Below are 16,090 nucleotides of genomic sequence, written 5' to 3'. Positions count from 1 at the left end.
AGAAGCGAGGGCTCAGTTGATCAATCCGCTGACCCGCGCAAACTCCACCAGCCCACCGTCATGGTCAAGCCCCAGCTTGTCCATGGCGGTGCGCTTTTGTCGGCTGATGGTTTTCTCGCTGCGGTTCAGCTGCGCTGCAATTGTCCTGCCCGACAAACCCCGGACAAACAAACGCACCACTTCCAGTTCCCGGTTGGAAAGCTTGGTTGACGGGCCTTTGGATATTGCAACAGGTAAGGGCTGCGCCTCAAGGATGGCCTTGAACGAAGGACATGCATGGCGGTGCCCCCTGATGATGTTCAGGACCGCTTGCTTGAGATTGCTCAGCGAGCTGCGTTTGTCGAACAACCCATCCACGCCGGCGTCGAGCAAGGCTCTTAGGACCGAGGGGTTGCGCAACATGGTGATCACCATCAGGGGGCAGTTGGGATAGTGTCTTTTGAGATAACCCATCAAAGTAAGACCGTCGGGAGATCGGCAGTCCGGCATGGAATAGTCACTGATCACCAGGTCGCATGGCGTGCATTTCAGGTGCTCAATCAGCTCATCGGCGTTGTAGGCCCTGGCGACTACTGAAAAGGCCGGGTTCGACAGCGCCATTTCCATACCCATGAGTACCACGGGGTGGTCGTCGGCGAGGATGATGCGTAACGATCGATCAACCGCAGGCCTGTAGGCGATGGGTGCATTGCCCCGCGCTTCAGGGCTGGCCGTGTTGCAACTCGGGTACAGGGCATTCAGGGGCATTGTTACCTCGACAGGATTACTTCATCCACACCGCCGTCGAAACCCCAGCCTGCATCAGATCAAGCCTTGTTCCCGGGCAATTTTCCCGGCGAGATGACGCGAGCTGACGCCGAACTTCCGGCGGATGTTATTGAAGTGGTAATTGACGTTGGCTTCGCTGCAGTCGACGATCCTGGCGATTTCCCAGGAAGACTTGCCGATCTCGCTCCATTGCAGGAATTCTTTCTCCCGGTTCGTCAGGCGCACGGCTTGGGCTTCGTTGCTTTCTGCGCCGCGCAGGTGGGTAGAGCCTGCTGGCGAACGACTTGAAACAGTGCTGGCTTGGTACATGATTGAATCTCCCATTCATCATCATTGATGGCGTGGACGCGGTGCTGTCCTGCTGTCGCTTGCACGGCGCCCCCCAAGGCCTGGGCAGGACTGGGGATACCTCCTTATATCTGGATTCAATCCCGGCGAAACCTGTCAGGATTGACAGGTGCGGACTTTAAGCAGGTCACTGGGAAAAGGCTGTCAGGCCGAGGCTACGCAGCTTGTAGGACATATCGCTGGGACTTGCTTGCCGTGTGTTGGGGCAGTGACATTCCTTGAATTAACTTGCGTTAACTTAATCGCGGGTATATACACGCACCATGCTTGCCTCTCAATGTTTGTGCATCAACCTGCGTCGTGCCGCCCGTGGCGTCAGCAGGTATTACGACGGCGCCCTCGACGGCTTCGGGATCAACGTTGCCCAGTATTCTTTGCTGAACAACCTGGCGCGCCTGGACCAGCCGAGCATTTCTTCCCTGGCCGAGGCCATGGGCCTGGACCGCAGCACTCTGGGGCGAAACCTGCGGGTGCTGGAAGGCGAGGGCCTGGTGAAGCTGGCCGAGGGCGAGGATCTGCGTAACCGTATCGTCGAGCTCACCGAGGCCGGACGTGCCCGACTGGCGGCGGCGCAGCCGGCCTGGGAAACGGCGCAACAGAAACTGATCGACAAGCTGGGCGCGGAAAAGCGTGCGACCCTGTTGGCCTTGCTGGATGAACTGGCGTGATGCCGGTTCGTCCGCTGATAAGTGGGTATATACCCGCGACCGGAGAACAATAATGACATCGATGTGGCGTACCTGTGGTTGGGTCCTGGTGGGCAGTGCGCTGATCCTGGCGTTATCGCTGGGTGTGCGACATGGCTTTGGCCTGTTTTTGGCGCCGATGAGCGCGGATTTCGGCTGGGGTCGCGAGGTGTTTGCCTTCGCGATTGCCTTGCAGAACCTGATCTGGGGCCTGGCGCAGCCGTTTACCGGCGCGCTGGCCGACCGCTTCGGCGCGGCCAAAGTGGTGCTGATCGGTGGCGTTTTATACGCGCTCGGGCTGGTCTTGATGGGCATGGCCGACTCGCCCTGGTCGCTGTCGTTGAGCGCCGGCCTGTTGATCGGCATCGGCCTGTCCGGCACCTCGTTCTCGGTGGTCCTTGGCGTCGTCGGGCGGGCCGTGCCAGCGGAAAAACGCAGCATGGGCATGGGCATCGCCAGCGCCGCCGGCTCTTTCGGCCAGTTCGCCATGCTGCCGGGCACGCTGGGGCTGATCGGCTGGCTTGGCTGGTCCGCCGCGCTGCTGGCGCTGGGCTTGTTGGTGGCGCTGATCGTGCCTCTGGTGAGCATGCTCAAGGACGCGCCGGCGCCGCTGTCCGGGCATGAGCAGACGCTCTCCGAAGCATTGCGCGAGGCTTGCAGTCATTCGGGGTTCTGGCTGCTGGCCGTGGGCTTTTTTGTCTGTGGTTTCCAGGTGGTGTTCATCGGTGTGCACCTGCCGGCCTACCTGGTCGATCAGCACTTGCCGGCCAGTGTCGGCACAACGGTGCTGGCGCTGGTCGGGTTGTTCAATATCTTCGGCACCTACACGGCCGGCTGGCTGGGTGGACGCATGTCCAAGCCGCGGTTGCTGACCGGCTTGTATCTGGCGCGGGCGGTGGTGATCGGCCTGTTCCTCTGGCTCCCCGTGACTACGACCACGGCTTATGTCTTCGGCATGGCGATGGGCTTTTTGTGGCTGTCGACGGTGCCGTTGACCAACGGTACGGTCGCGACCTTGTTCGGTGTGCGAAATCTTTCGATGCTCGGTGGGATGGTGTTCCTGTTCCACCAGTTGGGCTCGTTCCTGGGGGGCTGGCTGGGCGGGGTGGTGTACGACCGCACCGGCAGCTATGACCTGATCTGGCAAGTGTCGATCCTGCTCAGCCTGTTGGCGGCGGCATTGAACTGGCCGGTGCGCGAGCGTCCGGTGGCGCGGCTGCAAGCACAGGCCGGTGCCGCATGAGTCGCGTCGGTCCGTGGTTGGTCGCGGCCGGCGCCGCGCTGTTGCTGGCCTTCGCCTGGTGGGGCTGGCACCAGGGCGGGTTGGCGTTGATGCAATTGGGCATGGGTAACTGCTGAACAATGGACGGCGTCGGGCGGGCGGAGTAACGTCCTGGTCTGACAGGCTTTCAAGGAAAATCCGACATGCTGATGCGCTGGCTTGCTGTTCCCACCCTGTTGCTGGCTGCGGCCGGGCAAGTTTGGGCGGCTGATTGTCCGCCGCTGCTGGAGGGCTCGCTGCCCAAGCTGCGGGCCAAGGAAACCATCGACCTGTGCCAGCGCTTCGCTGGCAAGCCCCTGGTGGTGGTCAACACCGCCAGCTTCTGTGGTTTTGCACCGCAGTTCAAAGGCCTCGAAGCGCTGAACCAGCACTATAAGGGGCAAGGGCTGGAAGTGCTGGGCGTACCCTCTGACGATTTCAAGCAGGAGTCCAAGGATGGCGCGGAGACGGCCAAGGTCTGCTACGTCAACTACGGCGTGACCTTCACCATGACCGAGCCGCAGCCAGTGCGCGGCGCGGACGCGATCCCCTTGTTCAGGCACCTGGCCGAACAGTCCAGCGCGCCGAAATGGAATTTCTACAAGTACGTTGTAGATCGCCAGGGCAGGGTGGTCGGCAGTTTTTCCAGCCGGATCAAACCCGACGATCCTGACTTCATCAAGGCAGTGGAAACGGCCATCGCTTCGAAACCCTGACCGCCAGCCACGAAAAAGCCCCGCCTCTTTGCAGAGTGCGGGGCTTTTTTTCGCTTCAGCTGGCGAAGTGTTCAGCTTCGCCGTGAATCATCAGAAGCGGTAGGTTGCACCGACACCAAAACCGTTGGCGCTGTTTTCGTATTCAGCGTTGTAGGCCTGGCCCAGCGCGTTGCTGCGGTTGACGTTGACTTTTTCTTCCTTGAGGTAGGAGTAGGCCACGTCGATGGTCAGGTCGTCGGTCGGGCTCCAGCCGGCGCCCAGGCTGAAGATGGTCCGGTCGCCGGTAGGGATGCGTGGCGAGCGGTCTTCGTTGTTGGCAGGCGACTGGTCGAAGGTCAGGCCGGTGCGCAGTACCCACTGTTTGTTCAACTGATAGGACGTACCGATGGCGTAGGCCCAAGTGTCGTGCCAGTTCTGTTCTTCGGTGATGGTGCCGAAGAGGGCTGGGTTCAGGGCACCGCCGCCAGTCAGGTCGTTATCGACGGTGATGTCCTTCAGGCGGCTCCAGCGGGTCCAGGTGCTGCCTGCATAGACGGTCCAGGCGTCATTGATTTCCTGGGTAACCGAGAAGTCCACCGATTCAGGCGTGGTGATGTCCAGCGAAGCGTCATAACGTGCACGGCTCAACAGGAAGCCCGGCGTACCGGCACCCGGGCTCACTTCGGTGTGGCCTTCGAGCTTGTACTTGACCTTGGAGTGGTAGGTCAGGCCGACACGGGTGCTGTCGGTAGCCTGGACCATCAAGCCGATGTTGTAGCCGTAGCCGATGTCATCGCCCTTGATCTTGACGTTGCCGTCGTTAGGCGAGAACGGTGTGGTCAGTGCCGATTCCAGCGAACCGGAGATACGGTTGATGGTCGGGCCGAAACCGATCGATACCTTGTCGTTGAAGGCATAGCTGATGGTTGGCTGGAAAGTCACGACCTTCACTTCGCTCTTGCTGCCGAAGTTGCGGCCCTGGAAGCTGTTTTCATAATCGGTGATCAGGCCGAACGGGGCGTAAACACCCAGGCCGAATGCCCATTTGTCATCGATAGGCTTGACGTAGTAGCCCATCGGAACGCCGGTGAACGGAACCATGTCGCCGTCGTTGGTGCCGGAGCGGGTACCGCTGGCATCGTTGATATCAGTGGACGCGTCGATCACGGCGAAGCCGCCGGTCACTTGCTCGCGCTTGAGGCGCGACATACCGGCAGGGTTGCCAAACACGGTGCTTGCATCATCGGCAGAAGAGGAACGACCCGCGAAGCCAGTGCCCATGCCACTGATGCTTTGTTCGTTAAGGGCAAAACCACTGGCAAAGAGTTGGGTGGATGCCAAGGTAACGGCAAGGCCAAGGGTGGTTTTGAGCATCATTTTTTTCATTGTTAGAACTCCAGGTGATCACCGACGCGAAAATTACCAACATTTTCCTTCAAGCGCTATAGCTTGTATGGCTTGATTTAGAGGGGTTTTGTAGGACAATCTGACCAAATTCACTGAAGTTGTAGGAACTTTCTGATTTTCCATTCAGCAAGCGACCTGATTCAGTGGCGAAACACAGTTTTGCCAGGCACAGGTGAAATCTCGCAGGCGTCCCTGGGGGTGAAAAGTCTGCCGCCAGATCCGCGCCATGCCCAACAGGTCGCCGGCCTCGGGCAGCGGTGTGGCCTGTTCCTCCACCAGCAGCCAGGCGATGGCCGTGGCGTAGCGCAGGTTGACGGTCAGTTCCAGATGGGGACCGCTCAGGAACGCATGCTGGCTCGCCAGGCCGCGTACCAGACTGGCCCGCTCCGGGTCCAGCGCCAGATAGTCGTCCCACAAGGCTTGGTGGCGAGGTTCGGTGATGCGGTACAGGCCGTGCCCGCGCCGATCGTGCAACGCCGCGCCAAGCCCGGACTGGCTGGCGGCGATGCCCAGCAGCAAGGTCTCCGCCGTCGTGCTGTGACTCCCCAGGTAGAGGAGCGTCGGACGGATCACGTATCGACACAGTTCGCTGGCAGCGATACCCATAAAACCCTCGAGACGGGAAAAAGGGCGAAGCCTGAAGATGTGGGGCTTGGCAGCAGTGGATCGGTTCAGGCTCCGCCGGAAGCGGATCAGGCCGCTTGACTTGAAGTGTAGTGTCATATCCCTGCTGTAAAGGACTGTTTTTAAACCATCTTCATCGAACGGTTATGGCTGTTATAGCGCTTTGTACTTAAGCCGCTGCGCTTTATCGAGAAATGCCAGGCAATAAAAAACCCCGCTTTTCGGGGCGGGGTCTTCGGTTTCAGCTTTCCGGGCGTCTCAGGCAACCAGTGCCTGGCGGGTACGCTCGATCACGGCCTGCAGCGGTTCTGCGCTGGAGTACTGGTCGGGATACAGGCGTTCGCTATGACGGGCGATGCCGTGTTCGTTGACCAGCGTGAAGCTGAAGCAGCCTTTGCGAGCGGCCATGATCAGGCAGTTCATTGGGGCAAAAGCGTTGGTCAGGGTGCGGATGGCATCCTGGGTATGGATTTGAGTAGACATGTTATGGGTGTTCCTGCAAATGACACGGTTAAGAACCGTGCCGCGTTAAAACGTTCCAGTAACGTCGACCACCATTGGTCGAACGAAGAACCCGACTGGAACAAAGCAGCCAGTTTGAGCGCTATAAAAAGGCGCGCTTGGGCTGGCAGGTAGGTACTTAGGAGGGCAGGCAGCACATCAAGGGCAAAGGTTCTGGGCCCGGGGTGAAGATCCTGATCAATTTTGCAGGTTGGTTCGGTCAGAGTAACGAGCTTGGCAGACACCCTTTGCATTCGATCAAAGGCAGTGTTGACGCAAGATTTACCTGGAAACCATCGAGGAGGTCGGTCTCTTTTTATCGGCGGAGCTGCCCTTGAGGGTAGCTGGCCGTGGAGATGTGTTCGACCTGGAATTGACTTTCAGCTTGGTACTAACGCCGCGGATACTAACGGATCGAATCCGTGAAGGGAAGGCCAGTGTTCAATTAATATTCAAATCCGACCAGTGGGGCGCCGCGCTCTGCCTTCCATGGCTGGCGAATCCGGGGCGATGAGCCAAGGCACTCTGCGGTTTATCCCCAGGCTCCACCTCTTCAAATGCGTCAAAAAAGCGCGGCCATATAACGGTTCGCGTGTTACTTGTGCACACTTGCAGCGAGGCTTGTCACCGAACTGTCATGTAGGAACATTCTGAGGTGGGTGCCTGCATCCAAAATTTAAGTCAATGAAAAACATCGCTTTTTTTAGCTGGTGAAAAAATCGTCAGTTTGAGCGCAGGCCCCGTTCCACAGGGCTTGCGGCGAGTTCCGGGTAGGTTGTCCACTGAGTTATCCACAGCTTCTGTGGATTGTCCCAACCGCTTGCTCTAGGACGGGCGTGCCGGTTTTTTTCGACTTTACCCGTACGAAAAAAGGAGTAGAGTGGCGCGCCTTCTGACCTGTCACCGTAGTGCGTTATGAAGTTCCGCTCAGTATCAAATCCTGTTACCTCCACACCCCAGGGTGTTACCCCACCCAAGCGTATTTCGATGCGCGTGGCCGAATGGTTACTCGACAGCCCGCGCCTGGGCGACAGCCCCAGCGTCAAGCACCTGGCCGGCCGCCTGCTCAAGCAACCGGCCCGTGAAGGCGTGGTGGCCGCCCAGAGCCGTCTCGGCCAGCTGATGTGCCGCGAATGCGGTAACGCTCGCGACCGGCGCATCGGCCAGGACCTGCTGCGCCAGGCCGCCCGGGCCGGCGATCACCGCGCTCGCCAGGCGTTGGGTGAAATCGAAGACTGAGCTGTGCAACGCCGGGTTGCTTGGTTAACCTTCGGGCTTTATTTCATCCGCGGAAACTGTCATGGCTATGGATTTGACCAGCCTGTTGCTTGGTCTGGCGGGCGCTGCGCTGCCGTTGCTGGCCCTGGCCTGGCATCTGCAACGCCAGGCCAGCGCGGCGCAGACCGAACTCGCCCTGCTGGAAGAACGCCTGGCGACCGCGCACATGGCCCACGATGGGTTGAACGCCCAGCTGGATGCCTGCCGCGACGAAATCAGTGACCTGAGCCAGGCCAATGCCGCCAAACAGGCCGAGCTCGCGGCGGCCAGTCGCGAAGTCGAATTGCTGCAGATCGAGCGCGACAATGCTCGGGACGCGGCCCACGCCTGGAATCTCGAACGGGCCAACAAGGAAGCGGAACTGCGGCGGCTCGATGCCCAGGCGGCTTCGTTGCACGCCGAATTGCGCGAGCAGCAAGAAAGCCATCAGCAGCGCCTCAACGACCTGCAAGGTTCGCGCGACGAGTTGCGGGCGCAGTTCGCCGAGCTGGCCGGAAAAATCTTCGACGAACGTGAACAGCGCTTCGCCGAAACCAGCCAGCAGCGTCTGGGACAACTGCTCGATCCGCTGAAGGAGCGCATCCAGTCGTTCGAGAAACGCGTCGAGGAAAGCTATCAGGCCGAGGCTCGCGAGCGGTTTTCCTTGGGCAAGGAGCTTGAGCGCTTGCAGCAACTGAACCTGCGCCTGAGCGATGAAGCCACCAACCTTACCCGCGCCCTCAAGGGGCAGAAAACCCAGGGCAACTGGGGCGAACTGATCCTCGAGCGGGTGCTCGAACACGCAGGCCTGGAGAAGGGCCGCGAATACCAGACGCAGGTCAGCCTCAAGGGCCCGGACGGTGAGCGTTTCCAGCCGGACGTGTTGATTTACCTGCCCGGCGATAAACAGGTAGTAGTCGATTCGAAGGTCAGCCTCACGGCTTACCAGCAATACGTCGCCGCCGAAGATGACGCCATCGGCCAGCTCGCCCTCAAGCAGCATGTCGTGTCGTTGCGAGCCCACGTCAAGGGCTTGGCCGGCAAGGACTACAAGCGCCTGGACGGTCTGCACAGCCTGGATTTCGTGTTGCTGTTCGTGCCGATCGAGGCCGCGTTTTCCGCCGCGTTGCAAGCCGAGCCGACGCTGTTCCAGGAAGCCTTCGACCGCAACATCGTGATCGTCAGCCCGACGACATTGCTGGCGACATTGCGGGTCATCGACAGCTTGTGGAAACAGGAGCGCCAGAGCCAGAACGCCCGGGAAATTGCCGAGCGCGCCGGATGGCTGTACGACAAGTTCGTCCTGTTCATCCAGGACCTCGATGAAATCGGCAACCGCCTGCAGCAACTGGACAAAGCCTACAGCGCTGCGCGCAACAAGCTGACGGAAGGGCGCGGCAACCTGATCAGCCGCAGCGAACAACTGAAGCTGCTCGGCGCCCGGGCGAGCAAGAGCTTGCCGACGGAGCTGCTGGAGCGCGCGATGGCGGATGTGGATGGGTTGCCTGAGGTGGCGGAAGAACCCAGCACGGACACCCGAGGCTGAAGCACTTCTCAAGGCCTGAAAGCGCCCCCCCCCGTGGCGAGGGCGCTTGCTCCCGCTGGGCTGCGCAGCGGCCCCTCTTTTATGAGTGCTGCGCACTCAAGCGGGAGCAAGCTCCCTCGCCACAGGAGACCGTGCCCCCTTGATCACAACGGCAAATGCCGGCTCAACAACGCCCGCAACGCCGCCGGCTTCACCGGTTTGGCCAGGTAGTCCAACCCCGCCGCGTGCACTTGCGCCACCGTCTCCGGCCGGCCGTCGGCGCTGATCACCACCCCCGGCACCGGTTCGCCCAGGCGCGTGCGCAGCCAGGCCATCAGCTCGGTGCCCGTCTCGCCGTCGTCCAGATGAAAATCCACCAGGGCCAGTTGCGGCCGCCCGCCCTGGGCGAGCCAGCGCTCGCACTCTTCGCGGTTGCGCGCGGTCCAGACCTGGCACCCCCAACGCGTCAGCAAACTGCTCATGCCGATCAGGATACTGTCTTCATTGTCCACACACAGCACCTGGGCCCCGCTCGGCAATTGGCCGTTGGGTTCGGGCGCGGCACTGGGAGCAGCGGCCTGGGTGCTGGCCAACGGCACGCTGACACTGAACACGCTGCCGCGCCCCAGCCAGGAACGCACGCGCAACCTGTGATCAAGCACGCGGCACAGGCCATCGGCGATTGCCAGGCCCAGGCCGAGGCCTTTTTCGGCACGGGTCTGATGGCTGTCGAGGCGCTTGAACTCTTCGAAAATGACCTGCTGTTTGTCTTCGGCGATGCCGGGGCCGCGATCCCAGACCTCCAGGCACAGCTCGCCCTGGCGGCGGCGAACGCCCAGCAGCACAGGACCTTTGGCGTAGCGGAAGGCATTGGTGAGGAAGTTCTGCAAGATCCGCCGGAGTAGCTTGATGTCGCTGTCGACCCGCAGGCGCGAGCCACGAACGCGAAACTTGAGCCCTTGCTCCTGGGCCAGCACGGTGAATTCGGCACCCAGGGTATCGAACAGGTCGTTGAGCACGAAGGGCTTGCGATCGGGGTTAATCTTGCCGTTCTCCAGGCGGGAGATGTCGAGCAGGTCGGTGATCAGGTCCTCCGCCGAACGCAGCGAGCTGTCCAGGTGCTGCACCAGTTGCCGGGCTTCGCCGGGCAGGCTGTCATGCTGGTGGGACAGCGCGGCGGAGAACAGCCGCGCGGCATTCAGGGGTTGCATCAGGTCATGGCTGACGGCGGCAAGGAAGCGGGTCTTGGACTGATAGGCGGCTTCTGCGGTGCTCTTGGCCTCGGTCAGCGCCAGGTTCAGCTGCGACAGTTCCCGGGTGCGCTCGGCCACCCGTTGCTCCAGCCCTTCGTTGGCCTCGGTCAAGGCTTGGGCGGCTTCGCGGAACGCGGTGATGTCAGTGAAACTCATGACAAAGCCGCCACCGGGCATCGGGTTGCCGATCAGCTCGATCACCCGGCCGTTGGGGAACAGCCGTTCCGAGGTATGCGCGCGGCCCTGGCGCATCCAGTGCAGGCGGCGGGCGACATGGACCTCGGCCTCGCCGGGCCCGCAGAGGCCGCGTTCGGCGTTGTAGCGGATGATGTCGGCGATCGGCCGGCCGACGCTGATCAGTCCGTCGGGGTAATTGAACAGCTCCAGGTAGCGACGATTCCAGGCCACCAGCCTGAGGGACTGGTCCACCACGCTGATGCCCTGGGTAATGTTTTCGATAGCCCCTTGCAGCAGCGCGCGATTGAACTGCAGCACCTCGGACGCTTCGTCGGCGATCCGCACGACGTCCTCCAGTTGCATCTCCCGCCCTTCAATTGCCGCCTTCACCACCGCCCGCGTCGAAGAGGCCCCCAGCACACCGGCCAGCAGGCGCTCAGTGTGGGCGATCCATTCGCTGTCGGCGTTCTGGCTCGGGTTGAAACCTTTGCCCTGGCGGTAGGCGAAACGGATGAAGCTCTGCCGCGCGCGCTCTTCGCCGACGAACCGGGCGGCCAGTTGCAGCAGATCGTCGATCTGTACCGCGAGCATCGAACGAGGGTTGGGGCGGGCGCTGATTTCCTGGCCGATGAAGCGCCCGGCCTGCCAGTGCTCCGACACGCGGGTGCGGGACAACACCGAGACCCAGGCGAACAGGATGAAATTGCCGGCCAGGGACAAAACCACCCCTTGCGTCAGCGGAGTAATCGGCAGGTCCAGCGGGTTGCCGTGCAGCCAGGCAAGGCCGGGAAAACTGCTCAGTGACCAGCCCAGGCTGTGGGCGGCGATCGGCAGCACCAGCGTATAAAACCAGAGGAAAATTCCCGTGGCGAGACCGGCGAACACGCCGCGTCGGTTCGCCTGTTTCCAGTACAGCGCGCCGAGCATCGCGGGCGCCAGCTGAGTCACGGCGGCGAAAGCGATCTGGCCGATGGTCGCCAGGCTCGCCGTCGACCCCAGCAGCCGGTAACTGACGTAAGCCAGCAGCAGGATCACGACGATGCTCACCCGGCGTACCGACAGCATCCACTGGCGGAACACCTCGAAGGGCCGCTCGGCGTTGTTGCGGCGCAACAGCCAGGGCAGCAGCATGTCGTTGGAAACCATGGTCGACAGGGCGACACTCGCCACGATCACCATGCCGGTGGCGGCCGACGCGCCGCCGATGAACGCCAGCACCGCCAGGGCCGGGTGGGCCTGGGCCAGCGGCAGGCTGATGACGAACGAATCCGGCAGCACCGAACTGGGCAACATCATCTGCCCGGCCAGGGCGATCGGCACCACGAACAGCGCGGCCAGCGCCAGGTACGCGGGAAACACCCACTTGGCCAGGCGCAGGTCCTGCGGGTCGATGTTCTCGACCACGGTCACATGGAATTGCCGGGGCAGGCAGATGATCGCCATCATCGCCACGCCGGTTTGCACGACCATGGACGGCCAGTTGATGGTTTCCTTCCAGTATTGCTCCAGGCGGGGCGCCAGCATCGCCTGGTTGAACAGGTCATCAAAACCGTCATAGAGGCCAAACGTGACAAACGCGCCGACGGCCAGGAAGGCGAACAGCTTGACCAGCGACTCGAAGGCAATCGCCAGCACCATGCCGCGATGGTGCTCGGTGGCGTCCAGGTTGCGGGTACCGAAGACGATGGTGAACAGCGCCAGGATCAGCGAGACGATCAGGGCGGTGTCCTGGGCCCGGGTGCCCATGGCGTCGGCGCCGGCGCCGATCAGCAGGTTCACGCCGAGCACGATGCCCTTGAGCTGCAAGGCGATGTAGGGCAGCACGCCGACCAGGCAGATCAGGGCGACCACAATTGCCAGGGACTGCGACTTGCCGTAGCGGGCGGCGATGAAGTCGGCGATGGAGGTGATGTTCTCCTGCTTGCTGATCATCACCATTTTCTGCAGGACCCACGGTGCGAACACCAGCAGCAGGATCGGCCCGAGGTAAATCGGCAGGAACGACCAGAGCTGTTCGGCGGCCTGGCCCACGGCGCCAAAGAAGGTCCAGCTGGTGCAATAGACCGCCAGCGACAGGCTGTAGACCCAGGCCCGCACGCGCGGCGGCAACGGCGTGCTGCGTCGGTCGCCGTAGAAGGCGATGGCAAACATGATGGCCATATAGGCCAAGGCGACAACGGCAATCAGCCCGCTGGACAGCGACATGGAAACTCCCGGACAAATATCCCCGGGCTCGGGCCCGGCACGACAGTCTCGCATGCCCGCTCGGGTTCGTCAGTGTCGACCAAGGTCGGGGCGGGGGGGGGGGGTGTCGCGGTTGGGGTGATCGCTTCTGTTTTGTGGCGCTGTTGCCGGCCTCATCGCGAGCAAGCTCGCTCCCACACTGGTTCCCATTGAAGGCAATATTTGTGTACGCCGCAGCTCCAATGTGGGAGCGAGCTTGCTCGCGATGGCGGTTTCACTGACCCAACGCTATGTCAACCAACCGATACAACTCCTCGACCTCCAGCGGTGCAGTGGCAAAGAGGATACGAAACACCGTCGGCGCCACGATCACATTCACCAACCGCTCGATGCCCGGATTCGGCTCATCGGGATAGCGGTCCAGGATAATCTGCAACTGACCGCTGATAATGCCCACGCAATAGCCCGGCGTGGCGCAGGCCTGGATGTCGCGCATCATGTTGCGGCCGGGCTCGGAACTCATTTCGTCCAGATACTGCTCGGCCCAGGCGCGCAAGTCGCCGCGCAGGCTGCCGGTATTGGCCGGCTCGCCGTCCGGGCGCATGCGTGCGATGGCGACATCCGCCAGCAGCGCTTGCAAGTCGCCCCAACGGCGATAAATGGTGGATGGCGTCACCCCGGCACGCGCGGCGATTTGCGGCACGGTCAGGCTGGCGCGATCCTGCTCCTGCAATAACGCGCGAACGGCCGAATGAATCGACTCTTGAACCCGGGCGCTTCTGCCGCCGGGGCGTAAACCTTCTTTAATAGCCATGAATCGGACCTTAACACAAAGAATTTGCTTTAAGCGCATGCCAGTAGCACACTCCACAAAAGCAAAAAATTAGCTTTTGTGAATGCCTTGTGGAGCGTGCCCATGTCTCGTCCAGCTTCGACCCGCGCCAGCCTGATATTTCTGGCGCTCACCTTGCTCGGCTTCCTGGCGGCGTCCAGCGCGCCGACGCCGTTGTACCACCTCTACCAGGAACATATGCAGTTTTCCCCGGCGATCCTGACACTGATCTTCGGCGTGTACGCGTTCAGTCTGCTGGCGGCTTTGCTGGTCGTCGGTTCGCTGTCGGATTATCTCGGTCGCAAGCCGGTGATCTTTGCGGCATTGCTGCTCAACATGCTGGCGATGCTGCTGTTTATCAACGCCGACAGCGTCGCCTGGTTGATCGGTGCGCGTTTGATTCAAGGTTTTGCCACCGGAATGGCCACCAGTGTATTGGGGGCGGCGTTGCTGGACTTCGATCGTCAGCAGGGGCCGCTGATCACCAGCGTGGCGCCATTGCTCGGCATGGCGTGTGGCGCGATGGGCTGCGGCCTGCTGGCTGAGTTCGCGCCGATGCCGCTGCAATTGACGTATTGGCTGCTGCTGGCATTGTTTCTCCTCCAGGCGATTTATCTGTGGCGCCTGGCGGAAAGCGTAAGCCCGCAGCCCGGGGCCTGGCGATCGTTGCGCCCGACTTTGCATGTACCTGTCCAGGCCCGGCGCGCCTTGTGGCTGATATTGCCTCTGGACCTGGCGGCTTGGGCGGTCGGGGGATTCTATTTGTCCCTGGCGCCATCACTGGTGCGGGCCGCGACCGGTTCGACATCGAACCTGATAGGCGGCGCGCTGGTGGCTGTGCTCACCCTCAGTGGTGCCTTGTCGATCTACACGCTGCGTAACCGGGCGGCAAGAACGATGCTGCGGCTTGGCGCCAGCCTGTTGGTGCTCGGCCTGGGCCTGGTATTGACGGCCGTACACACGGCCAGTCTGCCGTGGTTTTTCATTGGCACCTTGATCACTGGCAGCGGTTTTGGCGCCGGATTCCTCGGCGCCCTGCGCAGCATCATGCCGCTGGCCTTGCCCCACGAACGGGCCGGCCTGATGTCGGCGTTCTACGTGCTCAGTTACCTGGCCTTCAGCCTGCCTTCGTTGCTGGCGGGAAACCTCACGCGTATTTTCGGGCTGATTCCGACCACCGATGGCTACGGCGCCGTGCTGATTGTGATGGCAGTCGGTGCGCTGGCGGGCTTGCTGCGCCAGCCTGCAGAACCGCTGGCGGAGGGGGTGGGATCGTGAGGGTTTATCTGTAAAACAGAATAGATATAGAGAAATTACCCGTTATATAGATATTCTTTTCAGTTCTAGCATGGCTTTACCTCATCCGATAACGAGGATTGACCATGACTTGCTGCGCTGCGAAAAACCGTTTACGCCCGCTGAGCCACTTGGCCGGACCCTTGGAGGTCGTCCGACAATTCACCCCGAACTGGTTCGCCGCCACCATGGGGACTGGCGTGCTGGCATTGGCCTTGGCGCAAGTGCCAGGCGGCAATGCCGGATTGCACGCATTTGCTGAAGGGCTGTGGTTGTTCAACATTTTCCTGTTTGCACTGTTCACCGGGTTGTACAGCGCTCGCTGGGTGCTTTTTTTCAACGAGGCCCGGCGAGTTTTCGGCCATTCAACGGTCTCGATGTTTTTCGGCACCATTCCCATGGGCCTGGCGACGATCATCAACGGCTTTCTGGTGTTCGGGTTGCCGCGCTGGGGGGATGGCGTGGTGGCGGTGGCAGAGGTGTTGTGGTGGATCGACGTGGCGATGTCGCTGGCCTGCGGCGTGCTGATTCCGTTCCTGATGTTCACCCGCCAGGAGCACCGCATCGACCAGATGACCGCCGTGTGGCTGTTGCCCGTGGTGGCCGCCGAGGTGGCCGCTGCCAGTGGCGGGTTGCTGGCGCCACACCTTGGCGACGCCCATGCGCAGCTGGTCACGTTGGTTACCAGCTACGTGTTGTGGGCATTTTCACTACCGGTGGCGTTCAGCATTCTGACCATCCTGCTGCTGCGCATGGCCCTGCACAAACTGCCGCATGAAAACATGGCCGCTTCGAGCTGGCTGGCCCTCGGCCCTATCGGCACGGGCGCCCTGGGCATGTTGCTGCTGGGAGGCGAGGCCCCGATGATTTTCGCCGCCAATGGCTTGCCGGGCGTGGGCGAGGTTGCCTCGGGGCTGGGGCTGGTGGCCGGCATCACCCTGTGGGGCTTGGGTTTGTGGTGGGTGTTGATGGCGCTGTTGATCACCGGGCGCTATCTGCGCGAAGGCATCCCGTTCAATCTCGGCTGGTGGGGTTTCACCTTTCCCTTGGGCGTGTACGCACTGACCACGCTGAAACTGGCGAGCGTGCTGGGGCTGGTATTTTTCAACCTGCTGGGTTGCGCATTGGTGGTGATGCTGGCGGTGATGTGGCTGATCGTCGCTCGGCGCACGGTGCTGGGCGCCTGGCACGGTGAGTTGTTCGTGTCGCCTTGTATTGCGGGGCTGGGGAAATAATCGTCAAAGACAGGTAATGTGTGGCCTGGATCGAAAAAGCG

Annotated in this window: 14 protein-coding genes; 7 read left to right on the top strand and 7 right to left on the bottom strand. The window is 61.6% G+C overall.

Annotation, left to right across the window (positions count from 1 at the left end):
* Nucleotides 1-12: 12 nt before the first annotated feature.
* Together J3P91_RS20285 and J3P91_RS20280 are read right to left on the bottom strand one after the other, a co-directional pair.
* Entirely contained in the window at nt 13-606 is a 594-nt protein-coding gene (locus J3P91_RS20285; RefSeq protein ID WP_434601541.1) for a response regulator, read from the bottom strand.
* 195 nt (nt 607-801) lie between these two features.
* Nucleotides 802-1,077 (bottom strand): response regulator transcription factor, encoded by a 276-nt coding sequence (locus tag J3P91_RS20280; protein ID WP_434601540.1) that lies wholly within the window; start codon nt 1,075-1,077, stop codon nt 802-804.
* A gap of 302 nt (nt 1,078-1,379) precedes the next feature.
* Between J3P91_RS20280 and J3P91_RS20275 the strand changes: the two genes are divergently transcribed.
* The 3 genes from J3P91_RS20275 (at nt 1,380) to J3P91_RS20265 (ending at nt 3,779) form a co-directional block, all read left to right on the top strand.
* Nucleotides 1,380-1,784: a MarR family winged helix-turn-helix transcriptional regulator gene (locus J3P91_RS20275; RefSeq protein ID WP_434601539.1), complete on the top strand. Its 405-nt coding sequence runs from the start codon at nt 1,380-1,382 to the stop codon at nt 1,782-1,784.
* A gap of 61 nt (nt 1,785-1,845) precedes the next feature.
* Nucleotides 1,846-3,045 carry an MFS transporter gene (locus J3P91_RS20270; RefSeq protein ID WP_434605190.1) on the top strand — a complete coding sequence of 400 codons (1,200 nt, stop codon included), beginning with the start codon at nt 1,846-1,848 and terminating at the stop codon, nt 3,043-3,045.
* A 182-nt stretch (nt 3,046-3,227) separates the two neighbouring features.
* Nucleotides 3,228-3,779 (top strand): glutathione peroxidase, encoded by a 552-nt coding sequence (locus J3P91_RS20265; RefSeq protein WP_434572462.1) that lies wholly within the window; start codon nt 3,228-3,230, stop codon nt 3,777-3,779.
* Nucleotides 3,780-3,869: 90 nt separating this feature from the next.
* Here the strand turns inward: J3P91_RS20265 and J3P91_RS20260 are convergent, their stop codons facing one another.
* From J3P91_RS20260 to J3P91_RS20250, 3 genes are all read right to left on the bottom strand, one after another.
* Complete coding sequence (locus J3P91_RS20260) at nt 3,870-5,144, bottom strand: OmpP1/FadL family transporter (protein ID WP_305499461.1); 1,275 nt, start codon at nt 5,142-5,144, stop codon at nt 3,870-3,872.
* Between the two features lie 144 nt (nt 5,145-5,288).
* On the bottom strand, nt 5,289-5,771 hold the full coding sequence (locus tag J3P91_RS20255; RefSeq protein ID WP_434601538.1) for a hypothetical protein: 483 nt from the start codon (nt 5,769-5,771) through the stop codon (nt 5,289-5,291).
* Between the two features lie 276 nt (nt 5,772-6,047).
* Entirely contained in the window at nt 6,048-6,272 is a 225-nt protein-coding gene (locus tag J3P91_RS20250) for a hypothetical protein (RefSeq protein WP_007898912.1), read from the bottom strand.
* Between the two features lie 933 nt (nt 6,273-7,205).
* Between J3P91_RS20250 and J3P91_RS20245 the strand changes: the two genes are divergently transcribed.
* Nucleotides 7,206-7,529, top strand: coding sequence for a sel1 repeat family protein (locus J3P91_RS20245; protein WP_434572466.1), 324 nt, complete (start codon nt 7,206-7,208; stop codon nt 7,527-7,529).
* Nucleotides 7,530-7,704: 175 nt separating this feature from the next.
* On the top strand, nt 7,705-9,093 hold the full coding sequence (gene rmuC / locus J3P91_RS20240; protein WP_434605188.1) for a DNA recombination protein RmuC: 1,389 nt from the start codon (nt 7,705-7,707) through the stop codon (nt 9,091-9,093).
* Nucleotides 9,094-9,236: 143 nt separating this feature from the next.
* Here rmuC and J3P91_RS20235 read toward each other — a convergent pair whose 3' ends face one another.
* Complete coding sequence (locus J3P91_RS20235; protein WP_434601537.1) at nt 9,237-12,707, bottom strand: hybrid sensor histidine kinase/response regulator; 3,471 nt, start codon at nt 12,705-12,707, stop codon at nt 9,237-9,239.
* Between the two features lie 253 nt (nt 12,708-12,960).
* Nucleotides 12,961-13,500, bottom strand: coding sequence for a TetR/AcrR family transcriptional regulator (locus J3P91_RS20230; protein WP_305499468.1), 540 nt, complete (start codon nt 13,498-13,500; stop codon nt 12,961-12,963).
* Nucleotides 13,501-13,602: 102 nt separating this feature from the next.
* Here J3P91_RS20230 and J3P91_RS20225 point away from each other — a divergent pair, with 102 nt between their 5' ends.
* Both J3P91_RS20225 and J3P91_RS20220 read left to right on the top strand, forming a co-directional pair.
* Nucleotides 13,603-14,796 carry an MFS transporter gene (locus tag J3P91_RS20225; protein WP_434601536.1) on the top strand — a complete coding sequence of 398 codons (1,194 nt, stop codon included), beginning with the start codon at nt 13,603-13,605 and terminating at the stop codon, nt 14,794-14,796.
* Between the two features lie 104 nt (nt 14,797-14,900).
* The gene (locus J3P91_RS20220; protein ID WP_434601535.1) at nt 14,901-16,049 is read left to right on the top strand and encodes a TDT family transporter; all 1,149 of its coding nucleotides are present in this window, start codon (nt 14,901-14,903) and stop codon (nt 16,047-16,049) included.
* The last annotated feature ends 41 nt before the right edge of the window (nt 16,050-16,090 follow it).

Origin of the sequence: Pseudomonas sp. Z4-7, from assembly GCF_051131965.1 — a bacterium.
Classification (GTDB): Bacteria; Pseudomonadota; Gammaproteobacteria; order Pseudomonadales; family Pseudomonadaceae; genus Aquipseudomonas.
The sequence above is the reverse complement of the archived record's forward strand: the minus strand, read 5'-3'. Positions and strand labels throughout refer to the sequence as shown.